We start from the raw sequence: 24,640 nt of genomic DNA, 5'->3' as shown, positions 1-24,640 counted from the left end.
ATCAGGATGCCCGCAGAACCTTGCCGAAGCTTTAACAAGGATAGCCATGCCCCACAGAGGAGCGATGCCGCTTTGGTTTTTTACGGCAGAGCCGCTCTCCGAGAGCGGCGTCCGGATCTGCACCGGGGGGCAGGTCCGGCGCGCTTCCCCATCAACATCGTCTTGCTCGCCGCGGCACTCGGCGATTGCAGCCACTCACCGCTCGCGCGGAAAGCGCCACTTTGCTCAGGAAGCGGTTGGTCGTATGTCCGTGGAAAAGCCCCGATGCTCCGCGCGTTGAGAGGCGCATCATCTTGCAAAGCTTTCCGGGGCGGGCGAGCCGGGCCGGGTGTCTCAAAGCGCCTCAATCCCGAGGCCGCCGATCTCCCTGCGGCAGGCGGCATGGCTTGAACCGAAAGCCCTGAACGCCGCCTTTAAGCGCGTTCAGCGGTGCGATGGCCATGCCCCGGCTCTGCGCGCGGGTTCACCTCGATTGTCACATGGGCAAGTTCATGGATGTCGCCAAGCCGGGCGCGATAGGCCGCGGCGGGCTCGGGGGTGCCCGTGCGCAGCGCAATAATCGCCCCATACTGGCCCGGCCCGAGAAGCCAGATATGCAGATCGGTGATTTCCGCCACCGGGGCGAGCGCGGCGCGGATCTCCCCGGGAAGCTCGGCGTCAGCGGGCAGGCGATCCACCAGCACGCCACCGGCCTGTTGCATCAACCCCCAGGACCAGCGCGCGATCACCAACGCCCCGACCACACCGATGACCGGATCGAGCCAGACCCAGCCGCCGATCCGCCCGGCAATCAGCGCGACGATCGCCATCACCGAGGTCAGCGCATCGGCCAGCACATGCAGATAAGCGGCACGCAGATTGTTGTCATGCGCATGAGAATGGTCGTGGTGGCCCCCCTCGTGGCCGTGATCATGCCCCTCGTGCAACAGCAGCGCCGAACCGAGATTGACGATCAACCCGATCACCGCAACGAGCGTGGCCTGCGTAAAATCAATCTCGACCGGATTGAGCAAGCGCCACAGGCTTTCCGCGCCGATCAGAAGCGACACCACCGCCAGCACCACGGCGCTGGCAAAGCCCGCCAGATCGCCCACCTTGCCGGTGCCAAAGCTGAACGCCGGATCATGAGCATGGGCGCGCGCATAGCCGTAGGACAATGCCGTGATCATCAAGGCCGCCGCATGAGTGGACATGTGCCAGCCATCCGCCATCAGCGCCATCGAGCCAAAAGCCGTGCCCGCCGCGATTTCAGCCACCATCATCGCGGCGGTGATGCCGATCACCGCCCAGGTGCGCCGGGCATTGCGGTCATGGTCCGCCCCAAGGAAAACATGCGCATGCGGCCCGTCCATCGCTGCCGAGCGGGCTTCGGGGGGGTGGGAATGGTGCGCGTGGTCGTGCATGGACACCTCGATCTCAAATGGACATCTCGCGCGGGGCCTTGCCTGCGGGCGGGGACTGTCGGGACGTTTTGACCTTCCGATCGTTTGAGGGGGCAGGCCTCAAGGCGCTCCCCCAGCGCGACCACTCCGTCCTGTCTATCATACAACTTGACAACTTAAACTGTTTTTATCAACTATTCAGCACCCAGCGACAAGCGCGGCAATTCTCTCCTGATCATGCAAGAGGTTTGCCGATGTCTGATCCCAAGGGCTGCGCGTGCCGCCACATCGAGCGTGCCAAGGCACCGGCCTGTGATGACCTGTCCGGGCAGGTGTTGCAGATCTTGCGGTTGCAGATCCAAAGCCAGATCCTGCCGCAGCGGCGCGGCTGGCAACGCGGGTTGCGGCTTGCTTCGGCGCTTTGGGGGGCGGAGAAGGGGCCGCAGGTTTTTGCGGCGATTGCGGCGATGCTTGATGAAATGGGCCGGGCGCGGCAATCGATCTTTCGCATTTCCAATCCTGATTGCCCCGGCTGTGCCGCCACGATGACAGCGCATGAAACGCTCATCGTGCAATGCTTTCGGCTTCTCCAGTCCGGCGCGCAGGACAAGGCCAAGCGCTGCGCCTTCTTGTTGTGCGAGGCCAACCCCTGCGCGGTGTTTCTGGCGATGACGGAGCGGTTGGTGACGCTTGTTCCCGCCGCCTCCTCTGAGCCGCGCTGAACGCCATGCCCCGCCGGCCCCCACACAATTCGCGCCATCTCGCAAAACGCCCGCCCGCCTCGCGGGATTGTCATTGCGAAGCGCGCGCAAAACCGCATTCCGAGACTTGCCTTTTTGCCCAGCCTCCGGCTCACTGAGCACATGAGAGGGTGGCTCCACAGCTTTTTCCTGTCCTGTGTCGGGCAAGGACGCTTTGGCCTGCGCATGATTGCGTGGGCCCTTGTTCTTGTCATCGCGGCGCAATCCCTGCCGTTGAAGGCTTTTTCCACCGCGACAGGCGATCAAGATGCTGTGGGTGCCCATGCGCCTGCGGGGGCGCATCATCACATGATGACGGATCTCGGCGCCGCGTCAAAAACCGCAAAAGACACATCCTCCACGCTCCCTTCCACGCATGAAGATCACGAATTTTCGGGGTGCAGCGGAACGGTTTGCTGTGCCGGATACTGCGCAATTGCGGTTTTGATCCGCGACAGCCGCGAGATCCTTGCGGTGCGCTTCCCTGTGGAGCGCGCGAAGATCACGGTCTCTCTCGCCCCGTCCACGCCTGAACATCCTCCACGCCTGACGGCCTGACCCGCGCGGGGCCTGATCCGGGCAACGCGCTGACAGGAAGACGGCCCCGTTCCCCCAATCGGTTCGGGCCGATCCGGTCGCATTGCGACCTCTGACAGGCACAAGAGGCATTCATGCAAGGACGTTATCTGGCGCTCGCCGTATTGGCTTTGGGCGCGGGGCTGGGCGCAGGAGTTGCGCTGGAGCGGCTCTATCTTGCCGTTCCGGCGCGCGCGGCGGAGACCGGGCCGAAGATCCTTTACTGGGTCGCCCCGATGGACCCGAATTTTCGCCGCGACGGCCCGGGGAAATCGCCCATGGGGATGGATCTGATCCCCGTTTACGAGGGCAGCGAACCGGCGCAGGACCCGGCGGTGGTGCAGCTTGACGCTGCCGAGATCAACGCCATCGGGGTGCGCACGGCGCTTGCAACGCGCGACGAGATCGCGGCGCAAATCCGCACCGTGGGCTTTGCCGATTGGGACGGGCATCGCACCGTTCACGTTCACACCCGTGTGGAGGGCTGGATCGAACGGATGGAGGTGCGCGCCATCGGAGACCGGGTGAAAAAGGGGGATCTGCTCTTTGAGCTGTTTTCGCCCGAGGTGGGTGCCGCCACAGCCGAGCTTGTCCGCGCGATCGAAGATGAACCGGGCGCCAGCATCGTTGACATTGCCAAGAACCGACTGCGCAGCATCGGCCTTCAAGATCAGCAGATCGAGCGCATCGCCCGCACCCGGCAGGCGGAACGCAATATTGCCGTCTACGCCCCGCAAGACGGAATCGTGGTGGCACTTGAGGCGGCGGAGGGGATGTATCTCAAACCCGATGTGCGCGCGCTGACCTTGACCGACCCGGGCAAGATCTGGGTGCTTGCCGATGTGTTTGAGCGCGATCTTGGCCGTCTGAGCACCGGAATGCGCGCGCAGGCCCGTTTCGACCCTCTGCCCGGACGGGTGTTTTCGGGCAAAATCGACTATATCTACCCCGAACTGGATCGCCAGACCCGCACGCTTCCCGTGCGCCTCGTCTTCGAGAATGCCGAGGGGCAGCTCAGGCCGGGCATGTTCAGTTCTGTCACGCTCGAAAGCACGGATCGGCATTTCGCAGTCACGGTGCCCTCCGAGGCGCTGATCCGAACCGGGCGCGCCGAACGGGTGATCCTTAAAACCGCCGCGGGGCAGTTTCGCCCCCGGCTCGTCACCACCGGCTTGCGCGACGGGTTCGGTGCGGGGGGGCGCACCGAAGTGCTGCAAGGACTTGCGCCGGGTGATGAGGTTGTGGCGTCGGCGCAGTTCCTGATCGACAGCGAAAGCGTGTTGAGCGCCGGGTTGATGCGCATGGCGCCGACAGAGGCCGCGCCCGTGGCCGCAAGGGGCAAAGTGGTCTCGCTTGATAAAGGCGCGCGCCGCGTGGTGCTGGACCATGCGCCGGTCGCAGATCTTGATTGGCCCGCGATGCAAACGGGTTTTGCCGTCGCAGGCGATGTGGCCCTTGATGGGGTCGCCCCCGGGGATGCGGTTGCGGTCTCGCTCCATCGCGGGGCGGACGGGCAGTTGTGGATCGGCAGCCTCACCGGCGATGACGGAATCGCCGCCACCGGGCACGGGATCGCAACGGGTGTCACGGCCGATGGGCGGCTTTCCGTTTCGCATGAGCCGATCCCGGAGCTTGGCTGGGGCGCGATGACAATGGACATGGCGGTGATCGGCCTCGACCCTGCAACGGTTCCGCTGAACACGCCGCTTGCCTTTGATCTGGCGCGCGATGACGCGGGGATGTTCGCCATCGTTGCGGTCCGCCCCGAGACGGCGGCAGCCGCGCCGCCCCCGCCCCCCGCGCCCCCCCGCCGGATCGAGGCCATCGGCAAGATTGAGCGGGTCGACCCGCAAACCCGCATGGCCCGGATCAGCCATGGTCCGATGCGCGCCATCGGCATGCCGGGGATGACGATGGATTTCCCGCTTGCCGAGGGGCTGGACGCTGCGCAACTGCCCATCGGTCAGCCCCTGCATCTCGATTTCGCGCAGCGGGCCGACATGTCGCTGGAACTCGTTCACGTTGAACAAACGGAGGGCGAACAATGATTGGCTCCGTCATCCGCTGGTCCATCGCCAACCGCTTCATCGTGATCCTTTTCGCGCTGGTGCTTGGCGCTGCCGGGGTCTGGGCGCTGCGCAGCACGCCCGTCGATGCGATCCCCGACCTTTCGGAAGTTCAGGTGATTGTGCGCACCCCTTACCCGGGGCAGGCGCCGCAGGTGATCGAGGATCAGATCACCTATCCGCTCTCCACCGCCATGCTCGCGGTGCCGGGCGCCGTCGATGTGCGCGGCTTCTCCTTCTTTGGGGACAGCTATGTCTATATCGTGTTCAAGGAGGGCACCGATCTTTACTGGGCGCGCTCGCGGGTGCTGGAATATCTTGGCCAGATCACCTCGCGCCTCCCCGAAGGGGTCTCGCCCGAACTTGGCCCGGATGCGACCGGCGTTGGCTGGATCTATCAATATGCCTTGATCGACCGCACCGGCACACATGACATCGCCGAACTCAGATCCCTGCAGGATTGGTGGCTGAAATACGAGTTGCAAACCATCGATGGCGTGTCGGAAGTGGCCACCATCGGCGGCATGGTGCGGCAGTATCAGGTGGTCGTGGATCCAGACAAGTTACGCGCCTACGGGCTGACGCTCGCACAGGTGCGCAGCGCGATTCAGGCCGCCAACCAGGAAACCGGCGGCAGCGTCATCGAGATGGGCGAGGCCGAATACATGGTCCGCGCGACGGGCTATGTGCAGGGGCTCGACGATCTGGCAAAGGCGCCGCTGCGGGCCAATGACCGAGGGGCGGCGCTCACCCTTGGCGATGTCGCGGAATTGCGCATGGGCCCCGAGATGCGGCGTGGGGTGGGCGAGTTCGACGGGCTTGGCGATGCCGCGGGCGGCGTGGTGATCATGCGCTGGGGCGGCAATGCGCTCGCCACGATCCGCGCCGTCGAGGCGCGGCTCGATGAATTGCGCCCCTCGCTGCCGGAAGGCGTCGAGATCGTCACAACCTATGATCGCTCCGGGGTCATCGAACGCGCCATCGACAATCTCAAGCACAAGCTGACCGAGGAGTTCATCGTGGTGGTGCTGGTGTGCGCGGCCTTCCTTTTGCACATGCGCTCCTCTTTGGTGATCGTTTTGTCGCTGCCGCTCGGGATCGCTGCGGCGCTTCTGGTGATGCGGCTGCAGGGGGTGAATGCCAATATCATGTCGCTCGGCGGGATCGCCATCGCCATCGGCGCAATGGTCGATGCGGCGATCGTGATGATCGAAGCCATGCACCGACGGCTTGAGCAGGAAAAGCTCACCTCCGAGAACCGCTGGCGGATCGTGGCCGAGACCTGCTCCGAAGTCGGCCCGGCGCTGTTTTACTCGCTTGCGATTATCGCCGTGAGCTTCCTGCCGGTTTTCGTGCTCGAAAGCCAGGAGGGGCGGATGTTCAAGCCGCTCGCCTTCACCAAGACCTATTCGATGGCCGCGGCCTGTCTCCTCTCGATCACGCTGGTGCCGGTCTTGATGGGCTGGTTCGTGCGCGGGCGCATCCGCCCCGAAAACAGCAACCCGCTCAATCGGCTTTGCATCTGGGCCTATCGCCCGTTTCTGGATGCTGCCGTGGCGTGGCCCTGGGCCACGTCAGCTTTGGCGATCGCGCTCGTTGCCTCCATGGCCTGGCCGGTCCAGCACATCGGCACCGAGTTCATGCCAGAACTGAAGGAGGGCGATTTCCTGTACATGCCTTCGCTTTACCCCGGTGTTTCCATCGGCAAGGCGCGCGAGGTGCTGCAACAGACCGACCGCCTGATCCGCACGGTTCCAGAGGTCAAAACCGTGCATGGCAAACTTGGCCGGGCCGAAACGGCAACCGATCCGGCGCCGCTGACGATGATCGAAACGACAATCCAGTTGAAACCTGAAGAAGACTGGCGCCCCGGGATGACGATGGAAAAGATCCGCGACGAGCTTGACCGGATCGTGCAAGTGCCCGGCGTGACCAATGTCTGGATTCAGCCGATCAAGAACCGCATCGACATGCTCGCCACAGGCATCAAGACCCCGGTGGGCGTCAAGATCACCGGGGCGGATCTGTCCGTGATCGAGCAGATCGGCATCAAGATCGAGCGGATCGTCGGCGCGGTTCCGGGCACGGCGTCAGCCTATGCCGAGCGCCCCGTTGGAGGGCGATATGTGCAGGTCGACGTGGATCGGGAGGCCGCAGCGCGATACGGGCTGTCGGTCAGTGCGGTGCAGGAGGTGGTGCAAACCGCGATCGGCGGCATGCAGGTCTCCGAAAGCATCGAGGGGCTTGAGCGGTATCCGATCAACCTGCGTTATCCGCAGGACTGGCGCAACAGCCCCGAGGCGCTGCGCGACCTGCCGATTGTCACCGCTGCAGGCGCGCAGGTGCCTCTTGGTGCCGTTTCCAAAATCTCCGTGGTGGACGGGCCGGGGATGATCCGCTCGGAAAATGCCCGCCGCACCGGGTTTGTCTTTATTGACATTGCCGGGCGCGATCTGGGCCGTTTCGTGGCAGAGGCGCGCGCAAGCGTGGACCGGGAGCTGACCCTGCCGCCGGGCTATTCCATCACCTGGTCGGGCCAGTATGAATATATCGAGCGCGTCCGCGACCGGCTTGTGCTGGTGGCCCCGGCCACGTTGCTGACGATCACTCTGATGCTGTTCATGGCGTTCCGGCGCATGACCGAGGTGGCGATCATCCTTGCCGCGCTGCCGGTCGCCTTGTCAGGGGGCGTCTGGCTGATCTGGTATCTGGGCTTTGATCTTTCTGTCGCGGTTCTTGTGGGGTTCATCGCCCTTGCGGGGGTGGCGGTCGAGACCGCCATCGTGATGCTGCTCTATCTGAACCTGTCTTGGGAAAAACGCATCGCCCGCGCGCGGAAAAGCGGCACCATGCTCACCAGCGGAGACCTGGAGGATGCGGTTTTCGAGGGGGCGCTTCTGCGCGTGCGCCCAAAGGTGATGACCGTGGCCACGATCTTTGCCGGCCTGATCCCGATCATGCATGGCAGCGCGACCGGCTCCGAGATCATGAGCCGCATCGCCGCGCCAATGATCGGGGGCATGGCCAGCGCCACACTGCTGACGCTTCTCGTCATCCCAGCGCTTTTCGTGATCTGGAAGCGGATCACGCTGGCGCACACCAACCAGACCCTTTTGCCCGTTTCACCCTGTGCCGAGGCGGCCTCCGCCCCGGCGCTCTGACCCACACGCATCCCATGGAGTTCCACATGCGTAAGATCCTTATTGCCACGCTTCTGTCCTTCGGCTTCGCCCCGGTCGCTCTGGCGCAGATGGACCATTCTGCGATGGACCATTCCGCGATGCCGATGGCCACACAGATGGTTCATGTCGAAGCCACGCTGAATGCCATCGGCGAAGGCACGATCAATGTCAGCCATGGCCCGATCAAGGAGATCGGCTGGCCCGCCATGACGATGGATATGCCGCTGATGCAGGGCGTCAGCCTGCCGGAAAATGTCAAACCCGGCGACCAGATCCTGCTGATGCTGAGCCCGGACGCGGATGGCATGTATGGCGTGAGCGGTGTTGCCGCGCTCAACTAAGCACCGCCATCGCACCTCCAACCGTCCCCCGCGCAAGCAAATGGCCGCGGGGGACAAAACCGGATGTCCGCCGTCGATGGCGGGCATGTCGTCTCCGGCAAAGCGCCTGGTCATCTCCACGTTCTGCGCCGCTCTGACACGCGCAACGAACGTGGCTTCGATGCCGTGCGCAACATCATGCGGGCCCACCTGATGCAGATCTGGCCGCTCGCGGCGGCGGCAATGGCAGAGGCGCCGTGATCAGATCGCGGCGTTGCGGCAAATCCGCGGCCCTGCCGATGATCATGGCGGAAACCGGCGCTGATCAGAGCACGATTCTTGCGGTGCTTTCGGCGCATGGCGTGACGTGGTTGCGGGGTGAGGCGCATGCGAAACGCTCGCATTATCCTTCTCTGCGCGCCGCGATGGCCCCGCTTTGGCAGGACGTGGTCCGCCGGTCGCGACACCACCGGCCCGCGCGGCAGGCACGCTGCAAATCTTCTTTGAAAACAGATGCCTGGCGCCCCGGTGCAGGCGCCGGGCACACATCTCATCACAGGGGGCATGAAACGCGCCAGATCGCGCAAGCCTATGCCCCACGGGCATTCAAGAGAGTTTGGCGACCCCGCCAGGACTTGAACCCGGAACCTAGCGCTTAGAAGGCGCTTGCTCTATCCAGTTGAGCTACGGGGCCGTGCCGCTGTTGATAACGGTTCGCAAAACCGCCCGCAACCGCCCGCTCTTGCCGCCGCGCCGGTTTTGCCTGGTGATCAGCCGGGCGCCCGTCTCAAAGATTGCGGGTGAGAAAAACCGACATCGGATCGGGGCGATAGCCCTCGAACGGCGGGCAGGGGGCAAAGCCCGCAGCCAGATAAAGCGCCCGCGCCGGGGCAAAACTGTCTTGCGCGCCGGTCTCGAGGCTGAGCCGCGCAAACCCCAGTCGCTGCCCCTCCGCCAGCAGATGCGCGAGCATCGCTTGCGCAAGTCCGCGACCGCGCGCTTCGGAGAGCACATGCATCGACTTGATCTCGGCGTGGGTCGCGTCGATCCGCTTGAGCGCGCCCATGCCGAGCGCCGCCCCGCTGTCACGCAGCACGTAAAACCAGATCCCCGGCGCGGCAAGGGCCGAGGCCGGCAGCATATGGATGGATTCGGGCGGGGTGTCGGCATGCATCGCCGCAGTGTGGCGCTGGTGCAGGAGGGCGAGATCCTCCTGCACCGGGTGTTCGAGGGTGATCGCGATCATCTCTGCCTCTGGCTCGGTTTGCGCGATCATCGCCGCGCGCGGGCAGAAAGAAAAGACCCGCGCGCGCCCGTGCCCTCAATTCAGCACATCGCCAATCATCGTGCCGTTCACTTTCGGAAGCCCGTCCGGTCCCGGTTCAATCTCCCAGATGAGCCCGCCATTGCCATCGGGGCGCGCGAGCGCCTTCATCGCGCCCAGCAGCACCAGCGCCGGGGTCAGCTGCTCGGGATTTGGTGCGGTGCCGAATGCGGCAAGCACCTTGTCCATGCCGGTCATGGTCGCTTTCCCCTGCACCTGCTCGGGCAGGCTTCCGGCGGAGAGCGATTGCCGGAAGGCGCCTTGAAGGCCGAACAGATATTCCGGGCCGGTGATCCGGCTTGGCGCCACTGATACCGACAGCCGCCCCCCGGGAACGAGCTGCGCGAGCGCGTCCTCCCCGGGTGTCTTGCCGGCGCCATAATCGCTCAAAGCGGCCTTGAAAAACCCCATCGGATCATAGCCCTCAAGGCCAAGATCAAGGTAGATGTCTTGCGGCAGCAACGGCTTTGCCCAAGCGGGAGAGATCTCTTCGGGCAGGCTCAAGCCCTCGACATCGAGCAGATAATGCATCTGCGCCGCCGCCCCCGTTCCGGCAAGCGAAAGCGCCGCGCCCGCCCGCGCCGCGCGGGCCGGGCCCTGCGGCAGGGCCAGCATGGGGGCGGTGATCTCGGTGGAGGTGGTGACTTTTTCGAAAAACGGCATGGCAGCGGCGGCATTCTGCGCAAGCTGGCGCGCATCCATTTGTGCGCCGCCTTTGGGCAGTGACAGAAGTGGCAGGATCTCCGCCCAGCGCAGCCCTTCGATCCGGGTTTCGCTCTGGCTGGGCCCGGTCGTGGCCGCCACCATCACAACGCCCTCCTCCTGCGGAAATGCCATCTCTTGCGTTGTCGCCTCGGTGCCGGAGCGGATCGTCACATCAAGCCCGGCGCCGCGCGCCAAGGCACGGCCATCGGCCCGGTAACGGCTGATCGTGGTTGGTGCGGCGGGGGAACGCGGATCGGATGCGGGCATAGTGGCGCTTTGCACCATCTCGAGGCTGTCAAACGCCGTTTGCCAGGACCGCAGGAACCCGAGCGTTTCATCATAAAGCGCGGAGACGGCATAGCCTTTGAGCGTATAATCAATGCTCGCCGACGCGGTGGTGAGAGCAATCCGTCCGCGCAGATCTTGCGGCGCGGCTGTCACCTGCCACTGCCCGCCCTCCATTGGCGTGAGATCCACCTGCCAGGGCGTCATGGTCGCAAGGATCGCGCGCTCGGGGGGGGGCGCGCCCGCGACCCGATCCGGGGCGATTGTCACGATATAGTGGTTGAATGCCGGGGTCACCACAACCGCCGGGCTCTGGAGCCCGAAAGCCTGCGTCAGCTTGCCCTGAAGCGCCACCGCTCCGGGCCCGCTTGCATGGGGATGGTGCGCCCACCAGAAGCCCCAGGCCAGCACCCCCGCAAGGGCCGTCCCCGTCAGCAAAACCTTGCCATACATGTTCGAAACTCCCGCTGAAAATACCGACGTGATGGTGCGGCAGCGGGAGAGGGCTGTCCATCGCGCAAACTGGCGCGGGCAGCCGGCCCTCACCCGAGCGTGATCACCATGCGGGGGAACCCTGATCGGGGCTCAGGACTTGAAAGAGCAGACCCTGCGCGCCCCAACCGGTGAGTTGGAGGCTGCAGGATAGACCCGAAAGGAGAAGACGATGTCTGAACTGCTCGTGATCGGCTATGATGATGCCGAAACCGCCGAGGCGGCGCGCAAGAAGCTCTTCGAACTCTCGAAAGATTATTACGCCGATGTCGGCGATGCCGTGGTCGCCGTGGCGGATGCTGACGGCAAGGTGCATCTGCGCCAGATGGTGAACCCGTGGGCGCTTGGCGCGATGTCGGGCTCGTTCTGGGGGCTTTTGATCGGGGTGATCTTCCTCAACCCGCTGTTTGGGCTGGTGCTGGGCGGGGCCGCGGGGGCAGCGGCGGGCGCGCTCACCGATTACGGTATCCGCGACGATTTCATGAAGGATATCGCCTCGACCCTCGCGCCCGGGCGTGCCGCGCTCTTCATGCTGGCGCGCAATGTCACCTCGGACCGGGTGATCACCCATCTGGCCGACTTCGGCGGCACGGTGCTGCGCACCAATCTCTCTTCGACCGATGAGGCGAAGCTGCGCGAGATCTTCGTGCAGGCGCGCAAGATCAACGAGCACGCCTGAGCGTCAGAGCCTTCATCAAAAATTCGCGCCGGGGCAAAGCCTCGGCGTGCCCGTCTGTGGCTCAAGGAGACCCCATGCCCCCACCGCAGCCCCGCTCCGCATCTTTGCCACTCAGCCTTGACCCGCGCGCGGCAGCATCGGCGCGCCGCGTGCACGAAAGGGGGAAACGTTCTGGAATGTGGGTTTGGGGGGGCGTGCTGCTCGGGCTCCTGCTCGCCTGTTTTGCGTCCGTGCCCGCGGGGGGGGCGCAAACCGCTCCGCTGTCCGCGGCGCCCCCTGGAGCCAGCGCCCCCGAGGCGTCAACCTTGCAAGGCGCGGGCGCTGCGGCCCCCCCTGCGACCAGCGCGCCCGCCGCAGAGGCCGGCGAGCCGCTCCTTGTGAGCCGGGTGCTCGACCTCGGCACCGGGCTTGCTGCCGAGACCCGTGCGCAACTCCGCGCGCTGGAGCGTGAGGGCGCGCGGCTCTTCAGCCCTGACTATCTCGACACTTTGATCTCGGCGCTGGCCGCAGCAGATCTGGGACTTCTGGCGCTGAATATCCTTGTCACTGTGGGCACGGCGCTTGGCCTCTCGGCGCTCATCGCGCCGCTGCGCCGCAGGCCGCTGGCCAACAGCGGAACGCTGGCGCAGATCGGCGGCACGCTCAGTGCAACGCTCTTGCGCCTGCTGACGATTGCAATCGCCTGGGCGGTGGGGCTGGGGCTGGCCAGCCAGCTCTCTGCCCTGACCGGCCAGCTCTTCGTGTTGCAAACGCTCTATCTCTCCGCTTTCGCGGTGTTTGGTCTTGCGCGGGTGGCGCTTGCCATTGTCGCAAGCCCGGAGGCCGAAAGCGGGCGCAGCCTCTCTTGGGTCGATCCCGATCTGCAAAGCACGATCTATCGCGCCGCGCTGATCCCGCTTGGCATTGTCACGCAGGGGATGCTCTTCGTGCTGCCCGCCCTGCGCGAGATTGCGGGGCTTGGCGTGGTGCGCCCGACACGGGTGTTGATTGCCACCGCAGCGCTGCTTGCCGCGTTTTGGGGAATCCGGCAGGTTTTGCGCCGTATCGCCACCTGCCGCCGCGCCGATCCCCCCACGATCGACCGCAACGCGTTGCTGGCGAGCCATCCGGGGCTCTGGGTCTGGCCCACCGCTGCCGCCTGCCTCTATGCTTGGCTCGTCACCATCACCATGCCCGCGCTCGCCGGGCAGATCGTGCTGGCGGGGCTCGGGGGCACGGCTGCGGCGCTGATGTTGAGCGCGGCGGCGCTGCGGCTCTATGCGCAAAGCGGGCTGCGGAACAGCCCCGGTGCGGCCGCATCGACTTTCAACCTGGATCCAGACCGGTTCACACCGTTGCGGATGGCCGGTGCGGGGCTGGGCGCGGGGGCGCTCTTGCTGCTTGCAGCCTTGGCGCTTCTTGCCGGTTGGGGGGTGATTGATCCCGTGGCGCTTGTCGCAACCGGGGTGGTGCAAAGCGGGCTCTTGCGCATCCTCTCGGCGGGGCTTGTGCTTGGCGCGGCCTGGGGACTCTGGCTCGGACTGTCGACCTTTTTCGACCGCTGGCTCGTGGCCGCTCTTCCGGGGCGGCGCGAATACAACCGCCGCCGCACGCTTCTGCGGCTCTTCCGCAATGCCTTTGGCCTCACCGTGGCCGTGATCGCGATCATGCTCGCGCTCGCGCAGCTCGGGCTCGACGTGGCGCCGCTGCTCGCCGGGGCGGGGGTGGTTGGCATTGCCGTCGGCTTTGGCGCGCAAAAGCTGGTGCAAGACATCATCACCGGCATTTTCATTCAGATCGAGAATGCGGTGAACGAGGGCGATGTGGTCGAGGTGGCGGGGCTTTCGGGCGGGGTCGAACGGGTTTCGATCCGGTCGATCCGGTTGCGCGCGCTTGATGGCACGCTTCATGTCGTACCCTTCTCGGCGGTCACCACGGTTTCCAACATGACACGCGATTTCTCGGCCCATGTGGCGAGTTTCTCGCTTGCCCCGGAGGCGGATGTGGCGGCGGTGCGCGCCGCGATCCTCGACGCCTGGGAGGCCTTGAAGGCGAGCGATCTCGGCCCCGATCTGCGCGGCGACATCGAGGTGCAGGGGATCACCGGGATGACGGAGGGCTTTTACAGCTTCGGCGCGGTGATCCGAACCGCGCCCGCCGCGCAATGGGCGGTCGGGCGGCGCTTCACCCAGCTTGCGCGCGAAAGCCTTGCCGCGCGCGGCATCCAGAGCCCGCCCGCGCCGCGGCGAATGCTGTTTCGCCCCGATGCGATGGAGGAGGGGGAGGCCTGAGCGGGTCTTCCCTGACCCCTGGGCGTGTTTTGAGCCGAGCGGATCTGAATGCGATGATGCCTTTGCGCGGTTTCGGCCGTTTGCGCCCCTGGCCGCGGCCGGCCTCACCAGATGATCTGATGTCGCGGCGCGACGCTTGATGCCGGGGCCACAGGCGATCGACCGGCTTCGCGGCACGACGGGTGAGCCCCGTCGGGGCGGATGCCCGGGGGGCGGGGCGCGAGGGGCGGGGGCTACCGCCCCGGGAATTGGCGTCTTGTGGAACTCCCGCCCGATGAACAGGCTTTGATGAACAGGCTTTCCCGCATGCGGTCTTCCCCGCATTCCGGAGGGTCGGCCCCGGCCAATCTCATGCCTGCCGCGACCGGGGCTGCCGCGGAAGAGGCCGCCCCCCCCCGGTCAACTCAGAAGCCGGTCATGAGGCGTCGTCATCAAGATGGATCTCCGCGATCGCCACACCGAGCGAGCCCCAGCACGACAGGAAGCTCAGCACCCCCAGGATCGCCGCCGGGATAAAATAGGCCCCCTTGTTGAACGCCGGAATCGCCAGGAAGCGCAGGGTTTGCCCCGGCACGAGGTTGAGAATCCCGCGGCTGAATGCGAGCTTGTTGCGCGTCGTCTGCTCCTGATTGGCGAAATGCACCGAGAGCATGATCAGATTGGCCACCCCCCATGCCGTCAACGTCAGCTCGGAGGTATAGATCTTCGCCTCGCCGGTGATCCATTTCTGGTAATGCAGCGCGACCCCGCGGCCCGGACCACACAGGAGTTGGCAGATCCAGATCGTCACGCCGAACCCCGGATCGCCGGGGCGGCAGTTCGGCGCGCCCGCGAGCGGCGAGAGCGCCCAGGGCATGGTGAAGATCGTGCTGAGCAGCCGCGCTGCCACGGGAACGATTCCGGCCTCGCCGAGCCCTGTCCCCGTCGCACTGGCCATTGCAGAGCTCGGATCGAGCAGCGAGCGGAACGCCATGACGACGCAATACCCGGTCAGGAAATTTTCCCGCCATTCCGGTGTCCAGCCCCCGGCGTCTGTCGCCGTCAGCGCTTTTGCCTGGCCCATCCCCAGGCGTTGCCGCAGCATCTCCACGGTAAAGCTCGCCTCGAAGGCCGCCAGCTGTTCCGCGTTCCAGGGCGCGCGGCCAAGAATGAGCTTGCTCGTGATCGTCATCGGAATGGCCGCGATCCAGGCCACGATATCGATCGGCGTGAGGGTCAGCCGGTCGCCGGTGAAGAGTTGATAGAGCTGCGACAGGATCGGGATCTCCCATTCCTGAAACAACGCCAGCTTGACCAGCTTGATCAGATCCTCGACCAAATCGAAGAGCGACAGGACAATGCCTTCGGCCGCATCAAGCGCGAAGAGCGCGGCCGCTTCCAGCGCTTTCACGAGGCCGCTCAGCAACAGTTGCGCCGCGCGCCCGGGCTCGTTGCCGATGTTGTTGAAATAGCCGAAAGCCTCATCGAGGGCTTGCTTGCCGTCGCCGAACTGGAAGTTGTCGGAGAAGGATTTCATCCGCCCGAACAGATCCTGCAGCGGATCGGTCAGCGCGGTGCTTGCGCGCAGAATAGCCGTGCCGTCGGATTTGACGGTGACCTGGTTCTCGTTCTCGCGAAAGGCGTTGAGAAAGATGTTGTGATCGGAGGCGTGCTGCGATTCCTCGCTCGGCTCCTCCTGACCGAAATAGGCGCCCATCGTCGGGTCGCCCTGCCGGTTCAGATCGAGGATCAGCGTGTTGACGATGCTGTCGAGCTCGCTCTTGAGATACTCGAACCCTTCCTCGACGCGGTCGCGCAGCGCATGGACCGCATCGGCGGCAAAATCCAACGTCACGCCGACCGTATGCTTGATCCCGTCGGCGGTGCGCTCGAAATCCTTGAAATTGAACAGGAAGGCGAGCCATTCGAACAATTGCTCAAGCTTCACCTTGAGCCAGTTCCAGACCCCTTCGATGAAATCGAGCGCCTGCTGGGCGAATTTTATCACCGCCTGAAACACTTGGCCCGCGATCTTGAACAGCACATTCGCGACCCCGTCGATGATCGTCACGACGATCTTTTCGAGGCCGTTGACGAGCCATTTGACCCCATCGCGGATCCCGCGCCAGACCGAACCCCAGTCGATCCCCAGAAACGAGCCGTCCCGCGCCATCAGCGCGGTATGCGCGCCCCGGAACGCGGCAACATCGTTGCTGTCGAGGCTGCGATAGATCGGCACGCCAGAGGCGAAGTCGATTTCCCACGACACCGTTCCCAGGGAGCGGAAATCCGCCTGAAGGCTGTGCCTGGCCGCGTAGGGCGAGGCGAACTTGTACTGGATCGCCTGGGCCGTTTCGTCCGACTGGGCGATCAACATCGACTGCCGGGTGATCTCTGCGATGCTTTCGGCCACCTGGTCGCGGTTTTCGGTATCGGCGGGCAGCAGCAGGGTTCCGGCGCTGTCGGTGGCGCTCAGCACATCCTCCTTCGTGGTCTGCGCCATCTTCGCCTGCAGCTGGGCGTTTGGCTGCACGACGATCGGTTGACCAACCGCGGTCGTGGGGGTCGAGATCAGCAGGGTCGCCCCCGCCAACGCATTGGCGCGCTGCAAGATGACGACCTTGCCGGTCGCGTCGGTCTTGAGATTGACCGGATCGACGAGGCTCGAGCGATAGGCCTTCCCGTTGACCCAAAGCGTGTTGAGAAAGGCCGCGTTGATGCTGATATTCGCGTCAAAAATCGGTGCCCCCTGATCGTCGACGACGAAGATCTCGGTCGAATGAGTGGGCACGGAAACCAGCTTGTCCTCGGCTTTCGGCAGATCCAGCACTTCGGAGAACCATTGCTCGGTATCGGGCGCCTGCCAGAACCGGAAGATCTCGTTGTCATCGGTGACCGAATAGGCTTCGGAGTAGCCGTTGGCATTGCGCCCGACCGAGACGATCCGGTTTTCCATGTCACAGGCGATCGGAAAGATGACCCGCCAGCCCTGCAGCTGGCCTGCGGCATTGGTGACCTGGCGCGTATAGGTCAGATCGCCCGTCTCGTTGAGCGCGAACACCTCGATCAGCCCGTCGCGGCGCAGGTTGGCCGTCAGCCGACCGAGCCGGCCGCTCTGGCCCGGATCAACCTGCACCCAATCTTCGAACTGGATGCCGCCCGTGGAGTATTTGCGCTGCTTCTTGACCCAGAGCAGACCGCTGTCGCGATCCACTGCGAAGATGTTCAGCAGATTGTTGGAATCTGCGATCGCCGCGATATGCGAGGCCTTCCTGTTGAGCTTGCGCATATGCGAGGTGCGGAAGCTGTCCTCGGCGAACAGAACCTCGTCCTCCATGTCGATCGCAAACAGCGCCGATTGCACCGGGTTGTTGGCGGCCATGGCGATGTCCTTGACCACCGCGTCCTTGCCGTCCGGGCCGATCACCGGCGCCCAGACCGGACCGCCCCATTTGTCGGTGAGCGGGTCGTAGTAATTGGTGCACAGCCGCCCGTCAGAGAGCCGCACGTTGATGTAGATCCGCCCCGTCACGCCACGCACCCCGAGAAAGCGGCGGATCACCTCATCTTGCGGGCCGCTGTTGCGCTGGCCGTAACCGCCGGATTGGTAGGTCGCGAGCGTGAGCTTGCTTTCGCTGTTGAGCCCGAAGATCGAAGGCGTGTTGGAGCGCCCGCCCGCGGTATCGAAAAAATAGAGTTGGCTGGCGCGGATCCCCAGATCGGCCTGCTCGTAGGGCGCCTTCGTCGCATCGTTGCGCCGGTAGCGATAAACTTGGCCGGTGGTGCCGACGCTGTAGATGTCGAGCACGCCGGCGGCGTTCAGATAAGTCTGGATTTCCGTGCCCGAAGAGACAGGCTGAAGCGGCATGAAGGTTTGCATGTAATTCGTGCTGACACGCAGTGTCGGGGTCGCACCGACCGGCGCGGCCTCGCGCGCCGCGGAGGAAAAGAAGGTCATTCTGGTCTCCCTTGTTTGAAAGCGCAGGCGTTGGAGTGCATGAGAGAGGGCGGCGGGGCGCGGCGGCGCGCCTGTTGCAGCACCGGCGCACGCCAGACCGGTTGCCCGTGGTCGTTGCAGTAAAGCGGTTTGTCGGGCGCGAGCGCCGCGCTTCCCAGCAATGGTGCGAGCCAGCTCAGCACCGGGTCCAGCGCCCTGGCCCCCTGGGCGGCAGCGCGGCGCACGGCAAACCACAGTTCGGACACATGGGCATAATAAGGGGCGAGCCGCCGGGCGAAGAGCGCAGGATCAAAGGCGCCGGCGGCCGCGGCACAAAGTGATGCGCTCGCCCCGCGCGCCACCGGATGCGCGTCAAGGCCGAGACGGCAGGCCAGCGCCAGCACGTTGGCATTCACCGCGAGGTCGACCGGATTGTCCCGCCCGCGTTCGATCAGCCAGGTGCGCACCGCCCCGCCGCGCACCCACGGCGGGGCGGTGCCCGGCACAAACAGGCAAGCGGCCGGCGCGATCACGGCCTCGAATGCCGCGCGCGCCCGATCCGCGCTGCGCCGCTGGCCGTGCAAGAGCGCGAGCCAGGCCAGCGCCGTATCGTCGGCATCGGGTGGCAGGCCTCGCACCAGCATCGGCCCCCGCCCCTGTGGCGGATAGAAGGCGAAAGCGCCCGGATGGCGGGCATCCTCGCAGCTTTCGATGAAGTCGAGCGCGCGTTCCAGCGCCGCGCGATGCGCCGCCGGGTCGAGGCAGAGCGCCACGCTCGCCGTGACAAAGCAGGTCTCGTCCACCATCCCCGCCACTTCCGAGGGAAAGGCACCGGCGGCGGATTGGCGGGTCAGGACATCGCGCATGAGCGTTACGCCTGGCTGCGCGTCGCGCAGGTGACCGAGAGCGCCAGCCCCTGTCGTCCAAGCGTCAGCCCGATCAGCCCGTGCCAGGGGATGCCGCCGGGGAGGGGGGCGCTCAGCGCGCTGTAACGCGTCATCGGCCAACCGCGGCGCCGGCCAAACGCCAGCAGGCTCTCGCGCGCCTGCGCCGCCGGGCCCAGCAGTGCGTCGCAATGCACATACCAGGTCAGGGCCTCGGCCATCTCGTCGCGGCCCCAGGAAATGCTGAGCCCCTGATCATGGGTCGGCAGGACCGGGCGCAGGCTCTGGTCGCGCAGATCGGTCAAAAGTTGCAGCGCGTCGCGCGCCAGCGGCGGCAAGCCCAGATCGGCCAGCAGCAGCGCCAGAGCGTCGCGCGCCAGCGGTGCGATCGCGGCATAGATCTCGACCTGGCCCCGGGCCGGGTCCAGTCCGAGCAGCACCGGGTTGAACGCGCGCACGGCCGGCAACCGGCGCGACAAGAGCGCCGAAGGCGCCGCATATCCGGCGGGCAGTTCAAGATAGAGTTTGCGCTGCAGCCCGGTGGCGCCGGGGCGCAGCCCGATCCAGCCACCGAAGCGGGCGCCGCGGGCATTCTGCGCGGCGCTCACATGATCACGCAGCGCGCGCTGGGCGGGGTGCAGATCCTGCACTGCCGCGATTGCGCGCTGCCTGCGCTCCGCCCCAGAGACCCCGGGATCAGGGTCGAGCGTGGCGCGGACCTGCTCCTCTCCTGCGGCGGTCCAGAGCAGCTGGAACTCTACCGGATCGCCGATCGCAGAGAGGTTGCTGTCCTGCGCTTCGGGGCTGGCACAGAGCGCGCGCAGCGCGCGCTCCCACAAATCGGCCGGGACATCGGCTCCGCTTGCCGCCCGACACGCCCGCGAGAGCGCGTCGGGCGGCGCGGCAAAACCGACCGGCGTGGCGGCAAAGAGACCCACGACCATGGCTGTGCTGCCGTTATCGGGCGGCGATGCGGGCGGCCTGCAACACGCCCGGAGGATCGCTTGCCACCGGCGGAAGGTGGATCTGCAGCTTGTTCGTCACCTCAAGCTGCCCCGTTCCCTTGCGGGTGCCGTCCTTGAGCACATAATCGGCATTGTAATAGAACACGATGTTCTGCGCGCTGCGCAGCCGGTAGAGCGTGTAGTAGAGCGGCAGCGATTTGACGATCATGTTTTCGGCAGGCTGTATCATGTTGTAGGCAATCAGGTTGACCGCCTGCAAGGGGAGCAGCCTTGCGCCCGCCCGCGAGGTTGGTTGCTCACCATGCACCGATCGCATCAGCGTGAAGCTCTGCTGTGCATCGGTGTGCAGATCCGCGAGGACAGCGCCGGTTTCATTGGCGAATTGCAGGATGTTCAGCGAGACCTGCTTGACCACGGACCAGTCGATTTGGTCGGTGAAAATCTCCACGCTGTAGACCTCTTCGGTATCCTTGAGGATCAGCGCGCGGCGGCTGTAGGGCACTTTCACATTCGCCAGCGTTGCAATGTTGCCATCGCCGTAGATCACCTGTCCGTTGAGATCGAAAAAGGCCGTCTGCGGATCGGGTTGCGACTGGAACACCCAGGTGGGCGAGGTCGAGAGCCCGGGTTGATGCTCCGGCACCCAGCCGTCCCAGTTGTAGTTCGGCGGCACGCCCTCTGACGGGTTCTGGTTGTCGTAATAGGCGCCGTTGATATCCAGTTCCATGAAACCGGTGCCACCTTTCATCGCCAGCGCCCGGAACGAAAAACTCGTCAGATATTTCTGCGGTGTGAGCACGAAAACAGTATCGGCATTATCCGATCCGAATTGAACATCGGGTTGCACGGTGATCACATCGCCGGATGTGAGCTGATAGCGCAGTCGATAATTATAATCGTTCGCGATCGGAACATTGTAGGTTGAGGAAAAGATGATTTCCGTGTCGTTTTCCGTCATCTCCTTGGTTTGAAGTTTTGGCTCCTGGCCCTCGGGGGGCGTTTCAAAGAAGTCGATAAAAAGCGTCTTGACAGCATATTGAGAGCCATCGTCGAACGGGATTCCGGAGCCGATAAAAGATACATTTCGGATACCGAGACGGTTGGGGCGGAACGTGACCCTTGTTGCGGCATCCGTGATCCATTCAGAGGTATAAGGAGGGGCGCCACCAACAAAATTTACGGTGTAGCGATAGGCATATTCCGGGTCGAATTCTCCGCCGCCGGGGGCGCGATAGCTGACCGAGCTGGTGCCGCCCTCGCCAAGGCTCAGTTTGAAGCTGTTGTCGGTGGTGCGGGTGGGGTAGCGGACCTCGACCTCGACATCCTCGAAAACGACGACACCCGCATCGTTGCTCGGATCGCCGGCCAGTTCGAAGATCACCACGAGTTCGCGGTTGTCGACTTCGTGATAGAGTTTTTCCCAGCTCTCCGCGCTGAACCGCGGCAGGAACCGGGACACCGGTGTGCTCCATTCGATGATCGTATCTTCGGAATAGGTCAGGAAAATGTCGCTCACGACCGAGATCGGATTCTCATTGCCGGTGGCTTGGCGCTGCGCGGTCTCGATCGCGGATGCAACCTGCGTTTCCAGCACGCTCCAGGCCCAATCGCGCACCATCTGCACCAGTTCGGGGCTTCCGCCCACGCCCGGCGTGACCTTGACGTCCCCCGCCCCGGAGGATTTCAGGTTCTGCTTCACCTCGACCAGAATCTGTTGCGACTTGCCCCAGGTGTCCTTCTTGCTCTCATAGGTGCGCTCGTAATCGATCGCCACTGACGCGGTGTATTTCACCTCCGCCCTGGCGCCCAGAAGCTGCGTCAGAACACCCATCGAATAGCTGACCGAGAACGGGGAGAGCGCGCCCGTGCCGGTGAAGGCGCCGACGAAGCTATTGAGCGCCGCCTCTGTCTCCAGCTCGATCTGGAACCGCGCGACATTGGAGCCGAACAGCGATGGCGAAACGCAGATCTGCTGCCCCTCGGTCTTGTCGCCGACCGGCAGATCGAAATCGAAGAACACGTCCCCGCTGGTCCAGATGAACTGGCCCCAGGAGGTAATTTCCGGGATCTGCGCCTGCGCCGCCTTCTTGGCCTCTTCCGGCGCAAAAAGCTCCACTTCAAAAGTGCAAATTCCGGCTATTCCTCCCTGATTGTCGATATATTTCGTGAGATTGAATGCGGGCTGGCCGTTGTCAATGCATAGCCGGGGCACCGGAACCAGATACCACAGCCCCTTGTTTTCCCGGTCCTGAAAAACGGTCACTTGTAACTGAATACCAAAGCTGTCCGTGTAGTCGACTTGTCGCGCGGTAGTCACGTCAAACATGATGTCGTCCTCGCTCAACTTAGGGATGAATTTCTCCACACCAACTCAACGCAAATGCTACACCCTTCGAAATAAATTTACAGCGTGAAATGAGGCGCGCGTAACGCGCTTGCAAATATGGACTATTTTCGAGTCAACCCAAAGTTGCATAATTTTTTTCCGATTCGTCCCCGTCGCCCGAATGGTGAACATGCCGCCCGAAGCGCGGTCAGATCCGAGCCGAAGCTCCGTCAAAACCGGCCCGATGGCTGGCATCCGAAGCGCGCAGATGCCTCTGCGGGGCGTTTCCGGGGCCATTGTCGTGCAAAGCGGTTTTGGAGCGGAGGGCCGATGCACCCTTTCAGAGTGCGGCAGGCGTGAAGCGCTGCAGCCAAGAACCTCTCGGGGCGCCGCCGCTTGCCGGTCTTTGCGCCATGCCGGACCGCGTCGCGCGCAGCCGGGCGCGCACAAACTCGGGGATTGATGGCGGCCTGCGCGGGGCCTTGCCCCCGGCGCTTGGGCGGGGCAAAGTCCCCGCGGCCACGGGAGGGGCGAATGATGGTGATCTATGTCGATGCCGATGCCTGCCCGGTGAAGGCCGAGATCGAGCGTGTCGGCACCCGCCACGGGGTGCGGATGGTCTTGGTTTCAAACGGCGGCATCCGCCCCTCTGCGCATCCGCTGATTGAAACAGTGATCGTGCCCGCAGGCCCCGACGAGGCGGACAAATGGATCGCCGAGCGCGCGGGGCCGGGGGACGTGGTGGTGAGTGGGGATATTCCGCTCGCGGCAAAATGCGTCGCGGCAGGGGCGCAGGTGCTCAAGCCCGACGGCACGGAACTCACCGCGCAAAACATTGGAACGGTGTTGGCGATGCGGGATCTGATGGCAGATCTGCGCGCCGCCGATCCGTTTTTGCAGGGGCGGGGGCGCAGCTTTTCGAAGGCGGATCGCTCTGCCTTTCTCGATGCGCTTGAGCGCGCATTGCGGCGGGCGGTGCGCGGCTGAGGCCGGGTCTGGCGGCCCGAAAGAGCCCGGTAGGCCCCTCAGAGGATGTCAGCCTTGCGCAAATCCTCGGCGGCGAAGTCGATCAGCGCACGCACCTTGTGCGGCAGCGCCCGCCCCTCCAGCCAGATCGCCGAGAGCGGACCGCTTTCGCCGCGATGATCTGCCAGAACCTGCACCAGCCGTCCGGTTGCAAGCGCATCCCCAAGGGCAAAGCGCGGCACATTGGCGAGACCCAGCCCATGTTCGGCCAAAGCCACCGCGGCCCGCGCCGAATTGACCTGATAGCGCCCGGAGATATCGACCGGCTCGGGCGCCTGCGCCCCCGGCGGCGAAAACTCCCAGCGCCGCGGCCGCCGCCGGTTGGTGTCGACGATGCATTCATGCCGCGCCAGATCGGCCAGCGACACCGGACGCCCGGCCCGTGCCAGATAGTCCGGGCTCGCGACGATCAGGCTCTGGAACACACCAAACTTGCGGGTCTTGAGCGAGAGCATCTCCGACCGCCCGATGCGAAAGGCGACATCAATCCCCTCGCTCGCCAGATCGACAAAGCGATCGTCGAGCCGCAGATCGACCGTGAGCTGCGGCGCGGTGGCGGCAAAGCGCTCCAGCATGCCCGCCACCCAGATCTCGCCGAACGTGACCGGCGCCGACACCCGCACAAGGCCGGAAAAGCCGCGCGAGCCTTCGGCAACCTCGGCCAGCATCGCATCCAGCTCATCCAGAAGCGCGGGCGCGCGCGCGAACAGATCCGCCCCGGCAGGGCTCAGCCCCACCCGCCGCGTGGTGCGTTGAAACAGCCGCACACCAAGCCGTGCCTCCAGCTCTGCAACATATTTCGAGGTGAGCCGGTTCGACACCCCGAGCTGCTCTGCCGCTCCGGTGAACGAACCCGCCTGAGCGGTTGCCACAAAGGCGCGCAGTTCCTCGACAAGATCCATGGGGGGCTCCATTGAGAACAAATAGGCGAAAGTCAGTGAACAACTTCGCCGTTTCATGGAGAGACATCAAGGCCTAGATATAGTCCATCGAAGCGCTGCGGCGCGACACAGATCCCGGCGCCCCCCGCGCCCACCGAATGGAGACACGACCATGAACACCACCGACATCACCGCCCTCCTGCTGCGCATTGGCAGCGGCGTCCTGTTTCTCGCGCACGGCCTGATGAAGGTCTTTACCTTCACCATCCCCGGCACCGTCGCCTATTTTGAAAGCCTCGGGCTGCCCGGCGCCTTCGCTTATCTGACGATCCTTGCCGAGCTTGGCGGCGGCCTCGTGCTGCTCTCGGGCATCGCCACCCGCCTCGTTTCGATCCCGCTGGTTCTGGTGCTGCTCGGCGCAACCTGGGTGCACTCGGGCAATGGCTGGACCTTCTCGAACGCCAATGGCGGCTGGGAATTCCCGCTGTTCTGGGCGCTTGTGCAGGTGACGATCGGCATCCTCGGCGCTGGCGCCTACCGGGTGCGCGTCCCGGTGCTGCAACGGGCTCTGGGCGCCTTCGCCTGAGCCTTGCCCCAAACTGCGGGCCGACGACTGCCGGC

At 64.8% G+C, this 24,640-nt stretch carries 18 protein-coding genes and 1 tRNA gene; 10 read left to right on the top strand and 9 right to left on the bottom strand.

Annotation, left to right across the window (positions count from 1 at the left end):
• Nucleotides 1-413: 413 nt before the first annotated feature.
• Nucleotides 414-1,403: a CDF family Co(II)/Ni(II) efflux transporter DmeF gene (gene dmeF, locus ACFSM0_RS11465; RefSeq protein ID WP_377390435.1), complete on the bottom strand. Its 990-nt coding sequence runs from the start codon at nucleotides 1,401-1,403 to the stop codon at nucleotides 414-416.
• Between the two features lie 233 nt (nucleotides 1,404-1,636).
• On the opposite strand from dmeF, the gene ACFSM0_RS11460 reads away from it, so the two are divergent.
• From ACFSM0_RS11460 to ACFSM0_RS11435, 6 genes are all read left to right on the top strand, one after another.
• On the top strand, nucleotides 1,637-2,104 hold the full coding sequence (locus tag ACFSM0_RS11460; protein WP_377390433.1) for a hypothetical protein: 468 nt from the start codon (nucleotides 1,637-1,639) through the stop codon (nucleotides 2,102-2,104).
• Between the two features lie 327 nt (nucleotides 2,105-2,431).
• Entirely contained in the window at nucleotides 2,432-2,680 is a 249-nt protein-coding gene (locus tag ACFSM0_RS11455) for a hypothetical protein (RefSeq protein WP_377390431.1), read from the top strand.
• A gap of 113 nt (nucleotides 2,681-2,793) precedes the next feature.
• Nucleotides 2,794-4,746 (top strand): efflux RND transporter periplasmic adaptor subunit, encoded by a 1,953-nt coding sequence (locus ACFSM0_RS11450; protein ID WP_377390429.1) that lies wholly within the window; start codon nucleotides 2,794-2,796, stop codon nucleotides 4,744-4,746.
• On the top strand, nucleotides 4,743-7,925 hold the full coding sequence (locus ACFSM0_RS11445; protein WP_377390427.1) for an efflux RND transporter permease subunit: 3,183 nt from the start codon (nucleotides 4,743-4,745) through the stop codon (nucleotides 7,923-7,925). The genes ACFSM0_RS11450 and ACFSM0_RS11445 overlap by 4 nt, the downstream gene beginning before the upstream one ends.
• Nucleotides 7,926-7,951: 26 nt before the next feature.
• On the top strand, nucleotides 7,952-8,287 hold the full coding sequence (locus ACFSM0_RS11440) for a copper-binding protein (protein WP_377390425.1): 336 nt from the start codon (nucleotides 7,952-7,954) through the stop codon (nucleotides 8,285-8,287).
• 63 nt (nucleotides 8,288-8,350) lie between these two features.
• A complete protein-coding gene (locus ACFSM0_RS11435; RefSeq protein WP_377390423.1) occupies nucleotides 8,351-8,527 on the top strand; it encodes a hypothetical protein in 177 nt (58 codons plus the stop codon).
• 356 nt (nucleotides 8,528-8,883) lie between these two features.
• Here ACFSM0_RS11435 and ACFSM0_RS11430 read toward each other — a convergent pair.
• The 3 genes from ACFSM0_RS11430 to ACFSM0_RS11420 all read right to left on the bottom strand — a co-directional run bounded on the left by ACFSM0_RS11430 (nucleotide 8,884) and on the right by ACFSM0_RS11420 (nucleotide 11,033).
• Nucleotides 8,884-8,960: transfer RNA gene (locus ACFSM0_RS11430), tRNA-Arg, on the bottom strand.
• 93 nt (nucleotides 8,961-9,053) lie between these two features.
• A complete protein-coding gene (locus ACFSM0_RS11425) occupies nucleotides 9,054-9,512 on the bottom strand; it encodes a GNAT family N-acetyltransferase (RefSeq protein ID WP_377390421.1) in 459 nt (152 codons plus the stop codon).
• A gap of 75 nt (nucleotides 9,513-9,587) precedes the next feature.
• Nucleotides 9,588-11,033, bottom strand: a complete 1,446-nt coding sequence (locus ACFSM0_RS11420) for a hypothetical protein (protein WP_377390419.1) — start codon at nucleotides 11,031-11,033, stop codon at nucleotides 9,588-9,590.
• A 211-nt stretch (nucleotides 11,034-11,244) separates the two neighbouring features.
• Between ACFSM0_RS11420 and ACFSM0_RS11415 the strand changes: the two genes are divergently transcribed.
• Complete coding sequence (locus tag ACFSM0_RS11415; protein ID WP_377390417.1) at nucleotides 11,245-11,751, top strand: DUF1269 domain-containing protein; 507 nt, start codon at nucleotides 11,245-11,247, stop codon at nucleotides 11,749-11,751.
• Between the two features lie 176 nt (nucleotides 11,752-11,927).
• Nucleotides 11,928-14,021 (top strand): mechanosensitive ion channel family protein, encoded by a 2,094-nt coding sequence (locus ACFSM0_RS11410; RefSeq protein WP_377390415.1) that lies wholly within the window; start codon nucleotides 11,928-11,930, stop codon nucleotides 14,019-14,021.
• Nucleotides 14,022-14,436: 415 nt separating this feature from the next.
• On the opposite strand, the gene ACFSM0_RS11405 is transcribed toward ACFSM0_RS11410, so the two are convergent.
• From ACFSM0_RS11405 to ACFSM0_RS11390, 4 genes are read right to left on the bottom strand one after another with little or no spacing between them, the layout of a single operon-like run.
• Nucleotides 14,437-17,958, bottom strand: coding sequence for a hypothetical protein (locus ACFSM0_RS11405; RefSeq protein WP_377390413.1), 3,522 nt, complete (start codon nucleotides 17,956-17,958; stop codon nucleotides 14,437-14,439).
• Nucleotides 17,955-18,803, bottom strand: a complete 849-nt coding sequence (locus ACFSM0_RS11400) for a prenyltransferase/squalene oxidase repeat-containing protein (RefSeq protein WP_377390412.1) — start codon at nucleotides 18,801-18,803, stop codon at nucleotides 17,955-17,957. The genes ACFSM0_RS11405 and ACFSM0_RS11400 overlap by 4 nt, the downstream gene beginning before the upstream one ends.
• A 5-nt stretch (nucleotides 18,804-18,808) precedes the next feature.
• Nucleotides 18,809-19,765 (bottom strand): hypothetical protein, encoded by a 957-nt coding sequence (locus ACFSM0_RS11395; RefSeq protein WP_377390410.1) that lies wholly within the window; start codon nucleotides 19,763-19,765, stop codon nucleotides 18,809-18,811.
• 13 nt (nucleotides 19,766-19,778) lie between these two features.
• Nucleotides 19,779-22,112, bottom strand: a complete 2,334-nt coding sequence (locus ACFSM0_RS11390) for a hypothetical protein (protein WP_377390408.1) — start codon at nucleotides 22,110-22,112, stop codon at nucleotides 19,779-19,781.
• Nucleotides 22,113-22,649: 537 nt separating this feature from the next.
• Between ACFSM0_RS11390 and ACFSM0_RS11385 the strand changes: the two genes are divergently transcribed.
• Nucleotides 22,650-23,099, top strand: a complete 450-nt coding sequence (locus ACFSM0_RS11385; protein ID WP_377390584.1) for a YaiI/YqxD family protein — start codon at nucleotides 22,650-22,652, stop codon at nucleotides 23,097-23,099.
• Nucleotides 23,100-23,137: 38 nt separating this feature from the next.
• Here the strand turns inward: ACFSM0_RS11385 and ACFSM0_RS11380 are convergent, their stop codons facing one another.
• Nucleotides 23,138-24,040 carry a LysR family transcriptional regulator gene (locus tag ACFSM0_RS11380; RefSeq protein WP_377390406.1) on the bottom strand — a complete coding sequence of 301 codons (903 nt, stop codon included), beginning with the start codon at nucleotides 24,038-24,040 and terminating at the stop codon, nucleotides 23,138-23,140.
• A gap of 151 nt (nucleotides 24,041-24,191) precedes the next feature.
• Between ACFSM0_RS11380 and ACFSM0_RS11375 the strand changes: the two genes are divergently transcribed.
• The gene (locus ACFSM0_RS11375) at nucleotides 24,192-24,605 is read left to right on the top strand and encodes a DoxX family protein (protein WP_377390404.1); all 414 of its coding nucleotides are present in this window, start codon (nucleotides 24,192-24,194) and stop codon (nucleotides 24,603-24,605) included.
• Nucleotides 24,606-24,640 lie beyond the last annotated feature (35 nt).

Origin of the sequence: Rhodobacter lacus (assembly GCF_042683065.1) — a bacterium.
In the GTDB taxonomy this organism is placed as follows: domain Bacteria; phylum Pseudomonadota; class Alphaproteobacteria; order Rhodobacterales; family Rhodobacteraceae; genus Rhodobacter; species Rhodobacter lacus.
The sequence above is the reverse complement of the archived record's forward strand: the minus strand, read 5'-3'. Positions and strand labels throughout refer to the sequence as shown.

Coding starts and splice junctions, on each gene's coding strand:
- dmeF (WP_377390435.1), bottom strand. CDS start 1,403: ATGCACGACCACGCGCACCATTCCCACCCCCCCGAAGCCCGCTCGGCA.
- ACFSM0_RS11460 (WP_377390433.1), top strand. CDS start 1,637: ATGTCTGATCCCAAGGGCTGCGCGTGCCGCCACATCGAGCGTGCCAAG.
- ACFSM0_RS11455 (WP_377390431.1), top strand. CDS start 2,432: ATGATGACGGATCTCGGCGCCGCGTCAAAAACCGCAAAAGACACATCC.
- ACFSM0_RS11450 (WP_377390429.1), top strand. CDS start 2,794: ATGCAAGGACGTTATCTGGCGCTCGCCGTATTGGCTTTGGGCGCGGGG.
- ACFSM0_RS11445 (WP_377390427.1), top strand. CDS start 4,743: ATGATTGGCTCCGTCATCCGCTGGTCCATCGCCAACCGCTTCATCGTG.
- ACFSM0_RS11440 (WP_377390425.1), top strand. CDS start 7,952: ATGCGTAAGATCCTTATTGCCACGCTTCTGTCCTTCGGCTTCGCCCCG.
- ACFSM0_RS11435 (WP_377390423.1), top strand. CDS start 8,351: ATGTCCGCCGTCGATGGCGGGCATGTCGTCTCCGGCAAAGCGCCTGGT.
- ACFSM0_RS11425 (WP_377390421.1), bottom strand. CDS start 9,512: ATGATCGCGATCACCCTCGAACACCCGGTGCAGGAGGATCTCGCCCTC.
- ACFSM0_RS11420 (WP_377390419.1), bottom strand. CDS start 11,033: ATGTATGGCAAGGTTTTGCTGACGGGGACGGCCCTTGCGGGGGTGCTG.
- ACFSM0_RS11415 (WP_377390417.1), top strand. CDS start 11,245: ATGTCTGAACTGCTCGTGATCGGCTATGATGATGCCGAAACCGCCGAG.
- ACFSM0_RS11410 (WP_377390415.1), top strand. CDS start 11,928: ATGTGGGTTTGGGGGGGCGTGCTGCTCGGGCTCCTGCTCGCCTGTTTT.
- ACFSM0_RS11405 (WP_377390413.1), bottom strand. CDS start 17,958: ATGACCTTCTTTTCCTCCGCGGCGCGCGAGGCCGCGCCGGTCGGTGCG.
- ACFSM0_RS11400 (WP_377390412.1), bottom strand. CDS start 18,803: ATGCGCGATGTCCTGACCCGCCAATCCGCCGCCGGTGCCTTTCCCTCG.
- ACFSM0_RS11395 (WP_377390410.1), bottom strand. CDS start 19,765: ATGGTCGTGGGTCTCTTTGCCGCCACGCCGGTCGGTTTTGCCGCGCCG.
- ACFSM0_RS11390 (WP_377390408.1), bottom strand. CDS start 22,112: ATGTTTGACGTGACTACCGCGCGACAAGTCGACTACACGGACAGCTTT.
- ACFSM0_RS11385 (WP_377390584.1), top strand. CDS start 22,650: ATGGTGATCTATGTCGATGCCGATGCCTGCCCGGTGAAGGCCGAGATC.
- ACFSM0_RS11380 (WP_377390406.1), bottom strand. CDS start 24,040: ATGGATCTTGTCGAGGAACTGCGCGCCTTTGTGGCAACCGCTCAGGCG.
- ACFSM0_RS11375 (WP_377390404.1), top strand. CDS start 24,192: ATGAACACCACCGACATCACCGCCCTCCTGCTGCGCATTGGCAGCGGC.